The sequence below is a fragment of the Ferrovibrio sp. MS7 genome (assembly GCF_038404985.1).
GTDB lineage: Bacteria > Pseudomonadota > Alphaproteobacteria > Ferrovibrionales > Ferrovibrionaceae > Ferrovibrio > Ferrovibrio plantarum.
In genome coordinates, this window is record NZ_JBBKBA010000004.1 from 198,378 (window position 1) to 215,839 (window position 17,462).

A 17,462-nucleotide genomic window follows, 5' to 3' on the forward strand; every position below is an offset into this window, starting at 1 on the left:
CCCGCATGACGGAATTCTGGCTGATCCTCGCCGCGCTGCTCATTGGCATCCCCGGCGCCCTCTTCATCGTGATGCAAATCAACGCCGCCCATCGCCGCCAGGTCATGGCCTATGAGTGGAACTCGGCCGAAGTGATCCGGCGCGGGCAACGCCTGGACCAGCTCGAAAAGCTGACCAAGGACGCGCAGAAGAAGATCGCGGAGCTGACCAAGGAGAATTTCGAGCTGCGCGCCCAGGTCGCCAAGCTGGAACGCCTGGCCACCGCCGCGATCCAGGCCCCCGCCCCCGACGACAAGACCTTCAGCGTCGCGGTGTTCAACCAGGAAGTCCGCCGTGCCCATATGATGGGCCAGAAGCACCGCAACCTCGACGATAAATGGGCCGAGATCAATTACGAGGACGTGAGCGCCGCCAACGAGGACGCGGTGCGCAAGAAGATGCTGCGCAAATATCCGCCGGAGCGCGGCTTCGTGATCGAGAGCGTTACGCTGAAACGCTGAGATCGCTGCTGGCGAAGACGCGCAATTCCAACGCGGCCTGATTATCGATCTCGCCGAGCGGTGCCAGGTTCCAGCCCCATTCCTTCTCCGCCACCGGCGGCGTGATGTCGAACAAAGCCGATTCCGACATCACCACCTCGCCGGCACGATTGCGGAAGATGCGGCGCTGCTCGCTGACCAGACCGACCCGGCAATCGAGTTGCCGCAAGCCGGCGAGATGTGCCGCAACAATGCGGCGGCCATAAGCCTGGCGGGTGGCGAAGGACTGCCCTGCCCGCTCCAGCTTCTCCAGCGGCAGCAACGGCAGTTGCGATAGCAGATTGAGCGACAGTACCAGACCCGGCTTGTCCGCATCCAAACCCAGCAGCGCAGCAGGCTGCGGCTCGGGCAGCGGCTTGCCTACGCGCCATTCAAGCATCATGGGCGCCAGGCCGGAAACATCGAACAGCCGCGCCTCGACATTGGGATAGCGCTTCAGCCGCCAGAGCTGCATCGGCAGCCAGGCGATATCGGCCAGCAGCACGCGGTCGAATTTCGCAGCCAAGGCGGCGAGCGGCAGGTCGTCCAGCAGCCCGGCGCCGAGCACCCAGGCGGTGCCGCCCTGTGGTTGGCCTGCCAGCAGGCTTTCGACGAAGGCGCGGGTTTCGGCATGATGCGGCGCCCAGGCCTTGGCGCAGCGGCGCGAGCGCGACCACAGGCCAACCTGGGCGCGGCCATAGCCCAGCCGCCGCGCCGCCGGCTCGCAGCGCACCAGACTATTGAGCAGCAATTCCGCCAGCATGGCTTATTCGGCAGCGGCCCGCCGCCCGAACCGCGCCACGGCCTGCTCGCGCGTGTAATAGCCGCGCGCGATATCGCGCTCGATGGCAGCGGCATCGCGGGCGGCCGGATCGCCATAGCCGCCGCCACCTGGCGTGGAGACACGCACGCGGTCGCCGACCTTGATGGCGATATCCTGATCCTTGGAAAGATGCGGCGGCACATATTTGCCGCTGTTGTCGCGCTCGATCAACACGGTGTTGAGGCCGCCATCCTCGCCGCCCAGCACGCCACGCGGCCCCGTCCGGCCATGGTCCATCACCATCGATGCCCGCGCCTCGCCGCGCCGCAGCCGGATGGTGTAATTGACGCCGAAGCCACCACGATACTTGCCGGCACCGCCCGAGCCTTCATGCAGCGAGTATTCCTCGAACAGCACCGGGTAATACTGCTCCATCACCTCGATCGGCGTGGTCTTGGAAATGCCGATGGTGGAACAGCCGTTGCTGATGCCATCACCGCCATGCCAGCCGCCATAGCCGCCGCCGGAAATCACATACATGACATAGGAACGATTGCGCGCCGGATCGAAACCGCCGAGCGCGAGATTGCCGGATGTGCCGGCGGGAGCCGCGAACAGCTTATCCGGCATCGCCTGCACCAGCGCATTGAACACCGCCTCCGCGATGCGCTGGCTGACTTCCGCCGCGCAGCCCGAAACCGGGCGCGGATACTTGGCATAGAGGAAGGTGCCTTCCGGATCCTTGATCTTCAGCGGCTCGAAGGTGCCGGCATTGATCGGCACATCGGGGAAGATATGCTTCACCGCCAGATAGACCGACGACTTGGTGGTGGCCAGCACCGAATTCATCGGCCCCTTGCAGGGCGGGCTGGACCCGGTCATGTCGAAGTGCAGTTCGTCGCCCTGCTTGGTCACGGCCATCTCGATATGCAGCGGCTCGTCCACCACGCCATCGGAATCAACCACCGCCGAACCGCGATAGACGCCATCGGGAATGGCGCGGATGCGGGCGCGCATCTGCTGCGAGGCGCGCGCCTTCAATTCGGTAATCGCCGCTTCCACCGTGTCGGCGCCATAGCGGTCGAGCAAAGCGGTCAGCCGTTTTTCGCCAATCGAGAGGGCCGCGGCCTGGGCCTTGATGTCGCCGATGCGCTGATCGGCGATGCGGATATTGCTGAGGATGATGGACAGGATTTCCTCATCCAGCACACCCTGCTTGTAGAGCTTCACCGGCGGCAGCCGCAGTCCTTCCTGCTCCACTTCGGTGGCATTGGCCGAGAAGCCGCCCGGCACCATGCCGCCGGTATCCGGCCAATGGCCGGTATTGGCCAGCCAGGAAAACAGCTTGCCACGATAGAAGAACGGCTTGACGAATTTCACATCCATCAGATGCGTGCCGCCGAGATACGGATCGTTGACGATATAGATATCGCCAGGCTGCGGGCTGCGCGCCCGCTCGATCACGGCTTGCGTCGAGAATTGCATGGTGCCGACGAAAACCGGCAGGCCGAGATCGCCCTGGGCAATCAGTTCGCCAGTATCGCGGTGATAGATGCCATCGGAACGGTCCAGCGCTTCCGAGATCACCGGCGAGAAGGCCGCGCGGCAGAAGGCCAGATCCATCTCGTTGCAGACCTGCTGCAAGCCGTTCTGGATCACGACAAGAGTTACGGGATCGAGCTTTGTCATGGCGTCACCGAAACGATCAGATTGCCGAGAGCATCGACATGCACGCTGTTGCCAGGATCGATCACCACCGTGGTGTCGAGTTGTTCGCAAATTGCCGGGCCGGCGAAAGTCACCCCGCGCGGCAGGCGTTCGCGGTCATAGACCGGCGTATCCTGCCAGCCGCCGGCATCATACCACACCTTGCGCATGCCCTTGCGGGCACCGGCAACATCGGCGGCGGGCGCTGCCGCCAGCAGGCGATCCAGCGTCAATTGCGGGCGGCGGCCGATCACGGCGGTATGCAGGTTCACCAGTTGGGCGCGGATTTCTGGCAGTTCGACCTCGAAACGCTGCCAATAGGCGGCCTCGAACGCGGCCTGCAATTCCGCCGGGGTGATATCAAGGCTCGGCACTGGCACGGTGAGCAGATGGCTCTGGCCCTGGAACTGCATGTCGGCGGTATGCAGCACCTGGATTTCCTCCACCGCCACGCCGTCGCGGGCGATGGTGTCGCGGCCTTCCTGGATCTGCTGCTGCAACACGGTTTTCACCAAGCCCGGATCCAGGGCGGCAACCGGCCGGTTCACCGTGCGCACATAATCATGGCGCAGATCGGCGACGACGCAGCCCAGCGCATTGGTGATGCCCGGCCGCGCCGGGATCAGCAGTTTCGGGATGCCGAGTTCGAGCGCCAGGGCTGCAGCATGCAACGGCCCGGCGCCACCGAAGGCAAACAGCGCGAAGTCGCGCGGATCATGGCCACGGCTCAAAGATACCATGCGGATGGCATTGGCCATCTTGTCGTTGGCGATGCGCAACACCGCCGCCGCCGCTCCCTCTGCGTCGAGCCCCAGCGGCTTGCCCAAGCCAGCCATGGCGGCGCGCACGTCATCCAGCGAGACTTTGTTATCGACCGAGAGCAGGCCATCGGGATTGAGCCGGCCGAGCACCAGGTTGGCATCGGTGATGGTGGGCCGCGTGCCGCCACGCCCGTAGCAGATCGGCCCGGGCCGCGCGCCGGCACTTTCCGGGCCGACCTGCAACATGCCGGCCTCGTTGATGAAGGCGAGCGAGCCGCCACCGGCGCCGATGGTATGCACATCCACCATCGGCACATGGATCGGCATGGCATATTCGAGTTCAAGCTCGGAGGAGACCTGCGGAACGCCATCCTGAATCAAACCGACATCCGACGAGGTGCCGCCCATATCGTAGGTGATGACATTCGGCAGCCCGGCGGCGCGCGCCGTGTAGGCAGCGGCCATGACACCGGAAGCCGGCCCGGACATCACGGTATTCACGGCGGCCTCGGCGACAATGCTGGCGGCGATGGTACCGCCATTGCCCTGCATCACCAGCAGATCGCGCCCGAAGCCGCGATTTTTCAGTTCGCCATCCAGGCGCTGCATGTAGCGATGCAGCACCGGCTGCACGCTGGCATTGACGCAGGCGGTGGTGCCGCGCTCATACTCGCGGTATTCGGAGAGCAATTCATGGCCGGCGGTGACATAGCCGTTCGGCCACTCTTCGGCGGCGATTTCCAGCGCGCGCTTCTCGTGACTCTGGTTGATGTAGCTGTGCAGGAAATGGATCACCAGGGCTTCGCAACCGGCGTCTTTCAAGGTGACTACGGCGGCGCGGAACGCGGCTTCATCCAGCGGCACCACGACATTGCCATCGGCATCCATGCGTTCGGGCACTTCCAGGCGCCACTGGCGCGGCACCAGAGGCTCGAAACTGCCGGTGAGGCCATAGGGCGTCGGGCGCGTGCGGCGGCCCAATTCCAGGCTGTCGCGGAAGCCTTGCGTGGTGATCAGGCCAACCTTCGCCACCTTGCGCTCGAGCAGCGCATTGGTGGTGGTGGTGGTGCCATGGACGATGGTGGCGGTATCGGCCAGCGCGATGCCGGCCTTGTCCAATGCTGCCAGCACGCCGAAGGCCTGGTTCTCTACCGTGGTCGGCACTTTCGCCAGCGACACCAGGCCGCGCTCCGGCTCAATGCCGATCAGGTCGGTGAAGGTGCCGCCCACATCGATGCCGACGGTCCAGGCCATGCCGCTACTCCTCAGACGGAAAGAAACTAGACGGAAAGATACTGTTCGCGCACGGCGGCATCCTGCGAGAGTGCCGCCATGGTACCCTGGTAGCGGATGCGGCCCTTCTCGATGATATAGGCGCGATCCGCCACCAACTGGGCGAAATGCAGGTTCTGTTCAGACAGCAGCACCGTGAGGCCCTCGGCCTTGAGCTGCAGGATGGTCTTGGCCATCTGCTCGACGATCACCGGCGCCAGGCCTTCGGAGGGTTCATCCAGCAGGATCAGGCGTGGATTGCCCATCAGCGTGCGCGCAATGGTGAGCATCTGCTGCTCGCCACCCGACATGCGGCCGCCCGGGCGGTCCTTCATGCGGCCGAGATTGGGGAAGAGTTCAAACAGCCGCTCCGGCGTCCAGGTCGGTGTATCGCTGCGCGGCGCCTGGCGGCCGATATCGAGGTTCTCCATCACGGTGAGATCCGTGAAGATGCGGCGCTCCTCGGGCACATAGCCCAAGCCCAGTTGCGCGATGCGGTGCGGCGGCAGATGGTCGATGCGCTTGCCCTCGAAACTGATCTCGCCGCTTTGCGCCGCCACCAGGCCGATCACCGATTTCATCGTGGTGGATTTGCCCGCACCATTGCGGCCCAGCAGCACCACCACTTCGCCGCGCTGCGCCTCCAGCGCCAGATCGGCCAGGATATGCGCCCGGCCGTAGAAGGTGTTCAGCCCGCTCACGCTCAGCATCAGTGGGCCTCCGCGAATGTGGCGCCGGAGCCGAGATAGACCGCCTGCACTTCCGGGTTGGCACGTACTTCCGCCGGGCTGCCCTCGGCGATCAGCTTGCCGCGGTTGAGCACGATGATGCGGTCGGCCTGGGCGAACACCACGTCCATGTCATGCTCGGTGAACAGCACGGCGATGCCATCCTTGCGCGCAACACGGGCGGTGAGATCCATCAGCGCCAGGCGCTCGTTCGGCGCCATGCCGGCCGTCGGTTCGTCCATCAGCAGCAAGGTCGGCTGATTGGCGAGCGCCACAGCCAGTTCGACGCGCTTCAGGTCGCCATAGGCCAGGATGCCGCAGGGCCGTTCGGCCTGGTCGGTCATGCCGACGCGGTCGAGCAAGGCCATCGCTTCGTCGCGGTAGAGCGCATTGGCCGGCCGCCACAGGCTCATCAGCCGCTTGTTGAACGACAGCAGCGCCATCTGCACATTCTCGCGCACGGTCATGGAATTGAACGTGGCGGTGATCTGGAAGGTGCGGCCAACGCCCAGCCGCCAGATATCGCGCGGCGCCATGCCGATCAGGCTCTGGCCATGCAGCTTCACCTCGCCGCTATCGGGCTTGAGCTGGCCATTCAGCATGTTGAAGCAGGTGCTTTTGCCGGCACCATTGGGGCCGATCAGTGCCAGCAATTCGCCAGCGGCGACGTCGAAGCGCACATCCTGCACCGCCTGCACGCCGCCGAACGATTTATGCAGGCCAAGAACCGTGAGCACCGTCATGGCACGGCCTCCGCCTGGGGCTTGAGCCTTGCGGCAGCCAGTTTCAGGAAGCCGGCAATGCCCATCGGGAAGGCCAGCACGATCACCAGGATGGTGAGGCCGAGAATGGCCCGCCAGTATTCCGTATTGCGCGCGATGGTATCCTGCAGCCAGGTGAACACCGCCGCCCCCGCCACCGGACCGGTAAGCGTCTGCACGCCGCCGAGCAGCACCATGACGAGGCCATCCACCGAGCGCGGCACCGCGAGAGTCTCGGGCGAGATCGAGCCCTTGGAGAAGGCGAACAGCCCGCCGGCCAGGCCGGCGAAAATACCGGCCAGTACGAAGCCGAACCATTGGAAGCGGCGGACGTCAATACCGATGGCATCGGCGCGCAGCGGCGAGTCACGCCCGGCCCGCAGCGCATAGCCGAAGGGCGCATGCACCACGCGCCACAGGAACAGAATACCAGCGATGCAGAGCGTGAGCGCGAAAGCGTAGAACAAGGTCTTGTTCTTCAGCCAGTCGGATGGCCACAGCCCGATCAGGCCGTTGGAGCCGCCGGTGAAGGCATCCCACTGATAGACCACCGACCAGGCGATCTGGGCGAAGGCCAGGGTCAGCATCGCCAGATAGACGCCGGACAGCCGCACGCAGAACCAGCCGAACACCAGCGCACCGAGGCCGCCAGCCAGCGGCCCGGCGAACAAGGCCACTTCCATCGGCAGTTTCAGTTTCAGGAAAGCCAAAGCCGCGCCATAGCAGCCGAGGCCGAAATACGCGGCATGGCCGAAACTCACCATGCCGGCCGGGCCCATGAGGAAATGCAGCGTGACGGCGAACAGCGCGAAGACCGCGATATCGATCAGCAGCACCAGCAGGTAGCCATCGCCCTTGAGCGGCAGCAGGCCGAGCAGCACGACGCAGCCAAGCACGGCGAGCCAGAAGGTCTGGTTCAGCGGATAGAGCGGCGGCTCGACCATGAAGGCGCCGCGTTGCGCGCCCTGCTGCTTGCCGAGCAGGCCCCAGGGCCGCACCACCAGCACGATGGCCATGATGACGAATTCCACCACCAGGGTGAACTTGCTGAACGAAAAGACGGTGCCGAAGATGGTGACATCGCCAATCCCAATGCAGAAGGCCTTGGCCTGGGCAATGAGAAGCGCCGCCAGGAAGGCGCCGCCGATCGAGCCCATGCCGCCGACCACGACGACGACGAAGGCATCCGAGATCACGCTGATATCCAGCATGAGCTGTGCCGGCTCGCGGGGGAGCTGCAACGCGCCGCCTAGGCCGGCGAGGAAGGCACCGAGGAAGAACACGCCGGTGAACAGGCCGCTCTGGTTGACGCCGAGCGCGCCGACCATCTCGCGGTCCTGGGTGGCAGCGCGCACCAAGCGGCCCCAGCGCGTGCGGTTCATCAGCAGCCACAGCAGGCCCAGCACCACCGGGCCGATGATGATAAGGAACAGGTCATATTCCGGGAAACGCTTGCCCATGATCTGGACCGCGCCGCGCAGGCCGGCGGCACGCGGGCCGACCAGATCCTCGGCGCCCCAGATATAGAGCGCGGCGTCCTTGATCACGAGCACCAGCGCGAAAGTGGCAAGCAACTGGAACAGTTCGGGCGCGCGGTAGATGCGGCGCAGCACCAGTACCTCGATCACCACGCCGATCAGGCCGACGCCGATGGCAGCCGCCACCACGCCGCCCCAGAAGCCGAACAACGTCGAGCGGCCGAGATACTCCACGAATGTGTAGGCGAGATAGACGCCCAGCATGTAGAGCGAGCCATGGGCGAAATTCACGATCCGGCTGACGCCGAAGATGATCGACAGGCCGGCGGCGACCAGGAACAGCGACGAGGCGCCGGCAAGGCCATTCATGAACTGGATGACGATATTGGCGAGCAAGGCCGCTTTCCGGTCTGGCTAGAGAGGTGGGAGATCCCCCGCCCCGGATCGCGCCGGGGCGGGAGACAGCATAAGCAGCAGTTTACTTACTCAGCCGGGCGCAGCTTGGCGACATCGGCATCCGAGGGCAGGAACTTGGCACCATCGGCATAGTACCAGTCGGTCATGATGCCCTTGCCATCCTTGAGGCCGATCTTGCCGACATAGGCGCCCATGGTGGACTGGTTGTCCTGCGGACGATAGGTGATGTCACCCAGCGGGGTCGAATGGGTCAGGCCCTTCATCGCCGCCACCAGCTTTTCCATGTCGAGCGTGTTGGCCTTCTTCAGCACCGCGACAGCCGACTGCACCGTGGCGTAGCCGACAATGGAGCCGAGGCGCGGATAATCGTTGAACTTCTTCTGATAGGCGTCGGCGAAGGCCTTATGCTCCGGCGTGTTAATCGCATACCAGGGATAGCCGGTGACCCACCAGCCGACCGGCGCCTCGTCCTTCAGCGGATCGAGATATTCCGGCTCGCCGGCGAGCAGGTTGAACACCGAGACATTCTTGAACAGGTCGCGGGTCTGGCCTTCGCGCACGAACTTGGCGAGGTCGGGGCCGAACAGCGAGGAGAAGATCGCGTCGGGCTTGGCGGCGGCGATGGCATCGGCAACCGCGCCGGCCTCGATGCGGCCCAGCGGCGGCGCCTGTTCGACGACGAATTCCACATCCGGCTGCGCCGCCTTGATCAACTGCTTGAAGGCCGCGGTGGCCGACTGGCCGTATTCGTAGTTCGGATAGACGATGGCCCAGCGCTTCTTCTTCAGCTTGGCCGCTTCCGGCACCAGCATGGCGGTCTGCATGTAGGTGGAGGCACGCAGGCGGTAGGTATACTTGTTACCCTGGTCCCAGACGATCTTGTCGGTGAGCGGCTCGGCGGCGATGAAGAGAACCTTCTTCTCCTTGGCGAAGCTGGCAACAGCCAGGCCGACATTGGAGGGGAAGGTGCCGATCAGGAAGGCAACTTTCTCGCGCGTCACCAGTTCCTCGGCGATGCGCACGGCGTCGCCGGGATTGCCGTTATCGTCGCGGCTGACGATCTCGATCTTCTTGCCCATGACGCCGCCGGCGGCATTGGCCTGCTCGACAGCCAGTTCCCAGCCCTTCTTGTAGGGCTCGAGGAAGGCGGCGAAATTCTTGTAGGAATTCATCTCGCCGATCTTGATCGTGTCCTGCGCCTGCGCCGGGGCGGTGAGGCCGGCAAGGCCGAGGCCGATGATGGCCGAGGTAAGCAACCAGGTCCTGCGGTTCATGTGTTTTTCTCCTTGGTTGATACGCGTGTGGGGTTGACGTTCGTGTAACGGAAGAAACGCTAACGCAAGCCGTCCTCGCCCTTGATCTCATGCGCCTGCAGGCCACCAACACGGTGATGCAGGCGTGGCCCGGTGGCCATGGCGATGACGTAAACCAGTTCATTGGCGCGCGGCGCATCCGGCACGCGCAGTTCGAAGGCATCGAAATGGCTGCGCACATAGGCGGCGTTGACGTGGTGCAGCGGCACGTCGATGCTGGCGCCCATGCCGCCGACCTTGGTGACGCTGGGCACGATGGCCTTGGTATCGCCGCCATTCGGGCCGCCGAGCGCGCCGCGCATGCCATAGCCGCCCGGCACATGCCACAGCGCGCCATGCTCCATCTCGCCGGCTTCGCCGATGATGCTGCCCTTGCCGTAGGATTCGATCCGCTTCGGATCGCCGCCCAGCACATTGATCAAGCGCTGCGACATTTCCAGGCCGAGCGGCTTCAATTCATCCATGAACGGCATGATGTCTGGCTCATAGCGACCAGCAAAGGGGTTGCGCAGCACAACAGCAATGCCGGCACGCAGCAGCGGCTTCTCCGGGCGCGGTCCGCCTTCATGGAAGGCTTCCTCAACACTCAGGTAAAACTTACGCACATCCACGCGACTCATGCCACACCCCCTGCCCTATCGACCAGCATTGCCTCTCCGCCCACCACGTGGGTTTCGCCTTGCAGCGAAAGATAGGCCGCCTGGACCAGGCCCTTGCGTTTCAGATCATGCGCCACCGCGGCGCCGGACGACAAGGCTTCAAGTACCAGTGCAATCGGCAGCGTACTTACATTCTCGGTGACCAGCAGATCGCCGAGATCGGAATCCGGTTGCAAATCGGATGCCACGCGCCGCGTGATTGCCGGATGCTCAGCATTCACCGCATTGGCGATGACAGTGGCGGCGGCATCGGCTTCCGACGCGCTGCGGGCCAGCACTGTCACCGCATCGGCGATGCCACGCGAGAAGGAGCGGCCGCGCCAGCCCGAGGTGGCAATGCCACGACAAGGCGTGCTGGCGCGGATTTCAGCACGCGCATCGATATGCGGCTGATCGACATTGCCCACCACGCCGGCAGTGAAGCTCTCATTGCCTTCCAGCAGCAAAGCAATATCGCCACCATTATTCACATAAGCCTTGCGCAAACCGGGTGCGGCGGCCATGACGGCGATGATCTCTTCCGCTACCGAGCCGGCCACCGCCGCCATCGGCGTGATGAACATGCTACGATGCGGCCAGCAGGCAGCGGCCATGCGCCGCGCCACCCTGCCGCGCAGCAACGGATGCGCGTCGCCCAGCGGCTGGCGCAGCAGCGGCAATTCCGCCACCAGCTCATCCAGGATGGTCTGGAAGCGCGCCCAGGCATTGGTATAGGCGGCCTGCTCGGCATCGGCTGTGCCGAACGCCTCGATCACCAGATCGATCGGGCCATGCTGCAGATGCAGGCGCCTGCCCTGCCCGGATTGCAGCCATGCCGCCTGCGGTCCGGTCATGTAGTGCCGCCTTGATTAAGGCGGGTCAGGCGCGGCTCGCGCAGCACGTCCTCCAACCGCACCACATGATCCATATGACCACCGAGGGCCGCGTAATCCTCGCGCGTCATGGTGAACTCAATCGGCGCGACCAGGGCCGGCGTTGGCACATAGCCGAAGGAATTATCCGGCATCGCCAGCACATCCACCATGTAGGTGATGCCACCGCCGGGCCAGACAAAAACCGGTGCGCCGCCGGAGGTGACGCGGGTGAGCCGGTCCTTCACGCTGATGGTCAACCGCACCGGATTCTCGGTGACGCCGGCACGCAAGGAACCGCCGGCACCAGCCATGAACAGCACGGTGCAGAGCGACGGCTCGCAATTCTCCGCGATACGCTCCACCACCTTGGTGATCGGCGCCGGCATCTCGGCCGGCTGCGGCTTCAACTGCTCGTCCAGTACATACCAGGCGCTATGTTCGCCGGTGGTGGAAACCATCAGCAGCTTCATGCCCGGCCAGGCGGTCTTGGCGTCGATGCTTTCGATGATCTCCAGCGGATCGGAGACATTGGTGCCGCCCCAGCCCAGGCCCGGTTCAGCGACCTGGAAATAGCGGCCCGGCGTGGATTTGCGGCCCCGCACACGGATGCCGGCGGGGCGCATGTCGAGGAAACGGCCGGCCTGATGTTCGGTCAGCACGCCGGTGATGTGGTCGTCGACCACGATCACCTCATCGGCATGGCCATGCCATTGCTTGGCGAAAATCCCGATAGTGGCCGAACCGCAGCCAACCCGCATGCGCTGCTCCGGCGTGCCGTTGACAATCGGCGCATGGCCGGCCTGCAGCACCACTTCCGAGCCGCCATCAATGGTTACCGTCACCGCCTGCTTGTTGGCAAGCTTCAGCATCGCATCGCAGGTGGTGGTGCCTTCCTTCTTGCTGCCGCCGGTGAGGTGATGCACGCCGCCCAACGAAAGCATCTGCGAGCCGTATTCCATGGTGGTGACATGGCCGATGGCCTCGCCATTCACCCGCACCGCCGCCTGCTCCGGCCCGAGATAGCGGTCGGTGTCGATTTTCACCTTGAGGCCGCAATAGCTGAAGATGCCTTCCGTCACCACCGTCACCATATCGACGCCCTGGTGTTCGGAGGCAACGATGAAGGGCGCCGGCTTGTAATCGGGATAGGTGGTGCCGGCGCCGATGCCGGTGACAAAGGCAGGCAATGGTGCCGGTGCCATCATCTGGCCGTCCCAGGCTTCGCTGCCGGCGAGGAATGGCACCACGTTGCGGCCCGCGCTTGCCGCCTGCTCGGTCACCACCAGCGGATCGACGCGGGTCAGCACGCCCTCCACATTGGCATAGCGGTCGCAGGCGCCGGTCTTGCCGATACGGATGCGGCACAGCACCGGACAGGCATCGCAGCGGACAAGGTCCGAGCCCTTCGGCGTGGCGAGTTCGTTCATTCCGCCGCCTCCTTCTGCCTGGTCAGGGCGCGCAGCCGGTGCGGCAGCAGCGGCACCTGGGTGACGCGCACGCCCACCGCATCGCGCACCGCGCCGAGAATGGCCGGCGCGGTCGGCACCAGGCCAGGTTCGCCGACACCCTTGGCGCCATAGGGGCCAAGCGGCTCGGCATCCTCGATCAGCAGCACCTCGATCTGCGGCATGTCGCCGACCGTGGGGATGAGATAATCGTGCAAATTCTCGCTGCGGCCGGGGATATATTCCTCCATCAGCGCCAGGCCCAAGCCTTGCGCGATGCCGCCGTGGATCTGGCCTTCCACCTGCTGCGGGTTGATGGCGCGGCCGACATCATGCGCCGCCACCATGCGCAGCACCTTCACCTTGCCGAGTTCGGGATCGACCTCGACCAGCGCGATCTGCGCCGCGAAGGCATAGGTGGCATAGGGAATACCCTGGCCATTGGCATCCAGCGGCGTGGTCGGCGGATCGAAACGGCCCTCACCCAGCAGCACATCTTCGCCGGCAACACGCGGCAACGTATCCAGCGCCACGCGGTGCGTGGTGCCGCCATCCTCGATCAGGAGTTTGCTGCCCTCGAAGCGGAACACGGCCTTCTCGCCGGCATTGACCAGGCGCAGGATCTGGCTGCGCAGGTCGAGGCCGGCATATTCCGCCGCCTTGCCGGAAACGAAGGTCTGGCGCGAGGCCGAGGTCTTGCCGGCATCGGCGGTGCGGTCGGTATCGCCGGTGATGAGGTCGAACAGCGCCATCGGCGCCCCCACCGCATCGGCGGTGATCTGCGTCATGATGGTGTTGGAGCCCTGGCCGACATCGAGCGCACCGTTATAGAGCGTGAAGCGGCCATCGGCGCGCAACGCCACGCGCATAATGGAGGGATTCGACATCGAGGTGTTGCCGATACCGTACCACATGCAGCCGATGCCGACGCCGCGCTTCAGCCCCTTGCGCCGGGCGTTGAACCGTTGCACCTCGTCCTGCATCGCGCGCCAATGCGGCGCCAATGCATCGAGGCAGGCCGGCAAGCCGGCGGAATGTTCCAGCACCTGGCCGGTGGCCGTGGCCTGGCCGGCGCGCAAGGCATTGCGGCGGCGGATTTCCAGGCGGTCGATGCCGAGTTTTTCGGCCAGATCATCCAGCAACGCCTCATGCGCGATGGCAGCCTGCGGCACGCCGAAGCCTCGGAAGGCGCCCGATGGCGGCGCGTTGGTGAAAAAGGCGCGGCCCCAGTTATGCACATGCGGCACATGATACGGCCCGGTGGCATGCACCGGCACGCGGTTCGCCACCGTGGGGCCCCAGCTCGCATAGGCGCCGGTATCGAAATCGGCCTTGGTTTCCACCGCGACCAGAACCCCGTCCTTGTCGCAGCCGAATTTCGCTGTAATCGTCGCCGGGTGGCGCTTGGTGGAAGCCGCCATGCTCTCGGGTCGCGTATAGACGCAAGCCACCGGACGTTCCAGCAGCCAGGCGGCCAGCGCGATCAACGGCTGCACCGAAAGATCGAGCTTGCCGCCGAAGCCGCCGCCGCAGGCAGTCGGCACCACGCGGATCGCATCCAGCGGCATTTTCATCACGCCGGCAATCTCGTCACGGTCCATGTAGGGCGTCTGCGTCGTGGCATGCACCTCGATGCGGTTGCCGACGCGCCGCGCCCAGCCGGCTTCCGGCTCGATATAGGCATGCTCGACAAAGGCGGTCTGGAACACATCGCTGGCAACGGCTGCGCAAGACGCGAAGCCGGCGGCGATATCACCCTTGATCACGCCGCCCTGCAGCAGCAGGTTGCCGGGCTTTTCCGCCTGCACCAGTTTGGCGCCCGTGGCGCTGGCAACCTTCACGCCATGCAACGGTTCTTCCACGGCATAGGTCAGCGGCAGCTCGGCCTCGCGCACTGCTTCGACCGCCGCGCGGCTACCGACCAGCGCGATTACCGCCTCGCCGCGATAGCGCACCAGGCCATCGGCCAGCACCGGCTGGTCCTTGATATCGGGATAGATGCCATAGCCGTTGCGCGGCACATCGGCGGCGGTGAGCACGCGCACCAGGCCTGCGTATTTTTGCAGCAGCGGCGCGGTATCGCCGAGCTTGAAAGTGGCGCGGTGATGCGGGCTGCGGATGATGCGCAGCCAGAGCGCATCATCCGGAATCGAATCTGCGCCGTATTTCTCAGCGCCATCCACCTTAGCCTGGCCATCCACCTTGACGCTGCGGGCCCCCACGGCCTTGCCGGCCTCGGGTGCCACGGGCAGCGGCTGGTGCCGCGCGGCATCCAGCACGGCTTCGACGATCTTCTGGTAGCCGGTGCAGCGGCAGAGCACGCCGCCCAGCGCATCCTGCACGTCCTCGCGGCTGGGGCGGCCATTGCCGGCCAGCAGGTCTGTGGCGGCCAGCAGCATGCCGGGCGTGCAGATGCCGCATTGCGCGGCACCATGGCGCAGGAAGGATTGCTGCAGGCGGGAGAGTGCACCATGCGCCTTGAGGCCTTCCACCGTGATCACCAGCTTGCCTTCGGCCTGGGCTGCCGGCGTGAGGCAGGCGCAAACCTGCTTGCCATCCAGCATCACGGTGCAGGCGCCGCAATCGCCGGCATTGCAGCCGATCTTGGTGCCGGTGAGGCCGAAATCATCGCGCAGCACATCGGCCAGTCGCTTCACCGGCGAACCGGTATAGTCCTTGGCGGTTCCGTTCACGACCAGGCGCATTGCGTCACCCCTGCTGCTTGGCCAGCGCGGCAAGCGCGCGGCGGGTGATGGTGAGGGCCGCCTCGCGGCGATAGGCGGCGTCGGCGCGCAGATCGTCGATCGGGCTGAGTTGCTCGAAATATTTTGGCTTCGCCTTATGCGCCAGGCCGGCATTGATGCGGCGGCCGATCAGTTCGGCCTCCAGATAGGTGAGCCGCTGCGCCACCGCCGAGCAGGCACCGACCGCCACCGAGGCACCATGCACGATGCCGGCGGATTCCTCGATCACCACGCCGACCATGGCAATCGAGATCACCAGATATTTGCGCGCGCCGAGCTTCATGAAGATGCTGCGCGTCGGGTTCTTCGATTTCGGAATCAGGATCGCGGTGAGCAATTCGCCCGGTTCCAGCCGGGTCTGGCGGTTGCCGGCGATGAAATCGCCCAAGGCCAGTTCGCGCAGCCGGCCACGGCGCTGCAATTCCACCCGCGCCCGCATCGCCAGCAGCATCGGCACGCCATCGGCGGCCGGCGAGGCATTGCAGAGATTGCCGGCGATGGTGCCGGCATTCTGGATCTGGGTGCCGCCAATCTCGCGCGCTGCCTGGCGCAGGCCGTCGAATAGCGGCGGCAGGCTGGCCTCGGCAATGTCGCTCCAGGTGGTGGTGGCGCCGAGCCGCCAGTAGTCGGGCAATTCCTGGATGCCACGCAATTCGGGGATGGCGGTGATGTCGATGAGGTCGTCGTCCAGCGCACGGCCGACCCGGGCCGGGTAATAATCCGTGCCGCCGGCCAGAATCAGCGGCGCCTGGATCACCGACGACTGGCCAGCGGTGGCGCCAAGAAGCTCCAGCGCCTCGCTCAGGCTCGCAGGACGTGCATACGACGCCATTCCGATTGGGACCCCCACCCGCTCGTGAACCTCATTTGTGTACATATGATGCTGCCGTGTGATTTCAAAAAAAGCAACGTCAAAAAAGCGGCAGTTGTGGCTCAAAGCCTGGGCAGGTCGAAAACCGCGTGTCCGGCAATCAACACTATTAAAATGCATTAATTGGGTATTGCTTAAATCTTAGTGGACAATATGTTTGCCCCCGATGCGTACCCCAGATATTTGCGCTGGACGGTCGGGCTGGATAATTGTAAGTGTACATATGAATTTGGTCCCTGCCATTCCCTGCGCCTCTCCCGGATCGTGAAGCCAGAACCATGACTGCCTCTCCTGTTGCCGATACCGCTGCCCCCTCCACCCATCCGGCGCTCAAGCCGGGCGGCAATCTGCGCGAGGAGACGGTGACCTATGTGCATCACTGGACCGACACGCTCTTCACCTTCCGCACCACGCGCGAGCCGAGCTTCCGCTTCATCAACGGCCAGTTCGCGATGATCGGCCTGATCGTCGACAACAAGCCGCTGCTGCGCGCCTACAGCATGGTGAGTTCGAACCACGAGGACTTCCTCGAATTCTTTTCGATCAAGGTGCAGAACGGCCCGCTCACCTCGCGGCTGCAGCATCTCAAGGTCGGCGACCGCATCATCGTCAACCGCAAGCCGACCGGCACGCTGCTGCAGGACAATCTGGTGCCGGGCAAGCATCTCTACCTGCTCGCCACCGGCACTGGCCTGGCGCCGTTCATGAGCATCATCAAGGACCCGGAAGCCTACGAGCGCTATGACAAGGTGATCCTGGTGCATGGCACCCGCACCGTCGGCGAACTGGCTTACCAGGACTACATCACGCGCGAATTGCTGGAACACGAATTCCTCGGCGAAATGGCGCGCGATAAGCTGATCTACTATCCCACCGTGACCCGCGAAGCCTATCGCAACCAGGGCCGCGTCACCGATCTGATCAGCAGCGGCAAGCTGTTCCAGGATATCGGTCTGCCGCCCCTGGATATCGCACAGGACCGCGTCATGCTCTGCGGCAGCCCGGACATGCTGCGCGACATGCGCGCCTATCTCGATGAACGCAAATGGGAAGAAGGCTCCACCACCGGCGCCGGCCATTACGTGATCGAGAAGGCCTTCGTCGAGCAGTAAGGCTGCTGGCTTGCCATTGCCGTCACCCTCGCGCAGGCGAGGGTCCCATTTCGCATGAA

The 17,462-nt window shown here is 64.7% G+C and carries 14 protein-coding genes; 2 read left to right on the plus strand and 12 right to left on the minus strand.

Features of this window, described 5'->3' with window-relative positions; all coding sequences use genetic code 11:
- Positions 1 to 5: 5 nt before the first annotated feature.
- Positions 6 to 500, plus strand: coding sequence for a hypothetical protein (locus tag V6B08_RS21490; RefSeq protein ID WP_341984805.1), 495 nt, complete (start codon positions 6 to 8; stop codon positions 498 to 500).
- On the opposite strand, the gene V6B08_RS21495 is transcribed toward V6B08_RS21490, so the two are convergent.
- From V6B08_RS21495 to V6B08_RS21550, 12 genes are all read right to left on the minus strand, one after another.
- Positions 484 to 1,281, minus strand: coding sequence for a hypothetical protein (locus V6B08_RS21495; RefSeq protein ID WP_341984806.1), 798 nt, complete (start codon positions 1,279 to 1,281; stop codon positions 484 to 486). The two genes, V6B08_RS21490 and V6B08_RS21495, sit on opposite strands and share 17 nt — an antisense overlap.
- Before the next feature lie 3 nt (positions 1,282 to 1,284).
- The gene (locus V6B08_RS21500; RefSeq protein ID WP_341984808.1) at positions 1,285 to 2,970 is read right to left on the minus strand and encodes a hydantoinase B/oxoprolinase family protein; all 1,686 of its coding nucleotides are present in this window, start codon (positions 2,968 to 2,970) and stop codon (positions 1,285 to 1,287) included.
- Positions 2,967 to 5,003, minus strand: coding sequence for a hydantoinase/oxoprolinase family protein (locus V6B08_RS21505; RefSeq protein ID WP_341984809.1), 2,037 nt, complete (start codon positions 5,001 to 5,003; stop codon positions 2,967 to 2,969). The genes V6B08_RS21500 and V6B08_RS21505 overlap by 4 nt, the downstream gene beginning before the upstream one ends.
- A gap of 26 nt (positions 5,004 to 5,029) precedes the next feature.
- Positions 5,030 to 5,731, minus strand: a complete 702-nt coding sequence (locus tag V6B08_RS21510; RefSeq protein WP_341984810.1) for an ABC transporter ATP-binding protein — start codon at positions 5,729 to 5,731, stop codon at positions 5,030 to 5,032.
- Positions 5,731 to 6,492: an ABC transporter ATP-binding protein gene (locus V6B08_RS21515; RefSeq protein WP_341984811.1), complete on the minus strand. Its 762-nt coding sequence runs from the start codon at positions 6,490 to 6,492 to the stop codon at positions 5,731 to 5,733. Before V6B08_RS21515 ends, V6B08_RS21510 begins: the two co-directional genes overlap by 1 nt.
- A complete protein-coding gene (locus V6B08_RS21520; protein WP_341984812.1) occupies positions 6,489 to 8,384 on the minus strand; it encodes an ABC transporter permease in 1,896 nt (631 codons plus the stop codon). The genes V6B08_RS21515 and V6B08_RS21520 overlap by 4 nt, the downstream gene beginning before the upstream one ends.
- A gap of 86 nt (positions 8,385 to 8,470) precedes the next feature.
- Positions 8,471 to 9,679 carry an ABC transporter substrate-binding protein gene (locus V6B08_RS21525; protein WP_341984813.1) on the minus strand — a complete coding sequence of 403 codons (1,209 nt, stop codon included), beginning with the start codon at positions 9,677 to 9,679 and terminating at the stop codon, positions 8,471 to 8,473.
- Positions 9,680 to 9,738: 59 nt separating this feature from the next.
- Entirely contained in the window at positions 9,739 to 10,338 is a 600-nt protein-coding gene (locus V6B08_RS21530; protein WP_341984814.1) for an amino acid synthesis family protein, read from the minus strand.
- Positions 10,335 to 11,210: a UPF0280 family protein gene (locus V6B08_RS21535; protein ID WP_341984816.1), complete on the minus strand. Its 876-nt coding sequence runs from the start codon at positions 11,208 to 11,210 to the stop codon at positions 10,335 to 10,337. The genes V6B08_RS21530 and V6B08_RS21535 overlap by 4 nt, the downstream gene beginning before the upstream one ends.
- The gene (locus V6B08_RS21540; RefSeq protein WP_341984817.1) at positions 11,207 to 12,658 is read right to left on the minus strand and encodes a 6-hydroxynicotinate reductase; all 1,452 of its coding nucleotides are present in this window, start codon (positions 12,656 to 12,658) and stop codon (positions 11,207 to 11,209) included. The genes V6B08_RS21535 and V6B08_RS21540 overlap by 4 nt, the downstream gene beginning before the upstream one ends.
- Positions 12,655 to 15,381 carry a molybdopterin-dependent oxidoreductase gene (locus V6B08_RS21545; protein WP_341984818.1) on the minus strand — a complete coding sequence of 909 codons (2,727 nt, stop codon included), beginning with the start codon at positions 15,379 to 15,381 and terminating at the stop codon, positions 12,655 to 12,657. The genes V6B08_RS21540 and V6B08_RS21545 overlap by 4 nt, the downstream gene beginning before the upstream one ends.
- Before the next feature lie 4 nt (positions 15,382 to 15,385).
- Complete coding sequence (locus V6B08_RS21550) at positions 15,386 to 16,252, minus strand: FAD binding domain-containing protein (RefSeq protein ID WP_341984819.1); 867 nt, start codon at positions 16,250 to 16,252, stop codon at positions 15,386 to 15,388.
- A gap of 317 nt (positions 16,253 to 16,569) precedes the next feature.
- On the opposite strand from V6B08_RS21550, the gene V6B08_RS21555 reads away from it, so the two are divergent.
- Positions 16,570 to 17,403 carry a ferredoxin--NADP reductase gene (locus tag V6B08_RS21555; protein WP_341984820.1) on the plus strand — a complete coding sequence of 278 codons (834 nt, stop codon included), beginning with the start codon at positions 16,570 to 16,572 and terminating at the stop codon, positions 17,401 to 17,403.
- Positions 17,404 to 17,462: the final 59 nt, after the last annotated feature.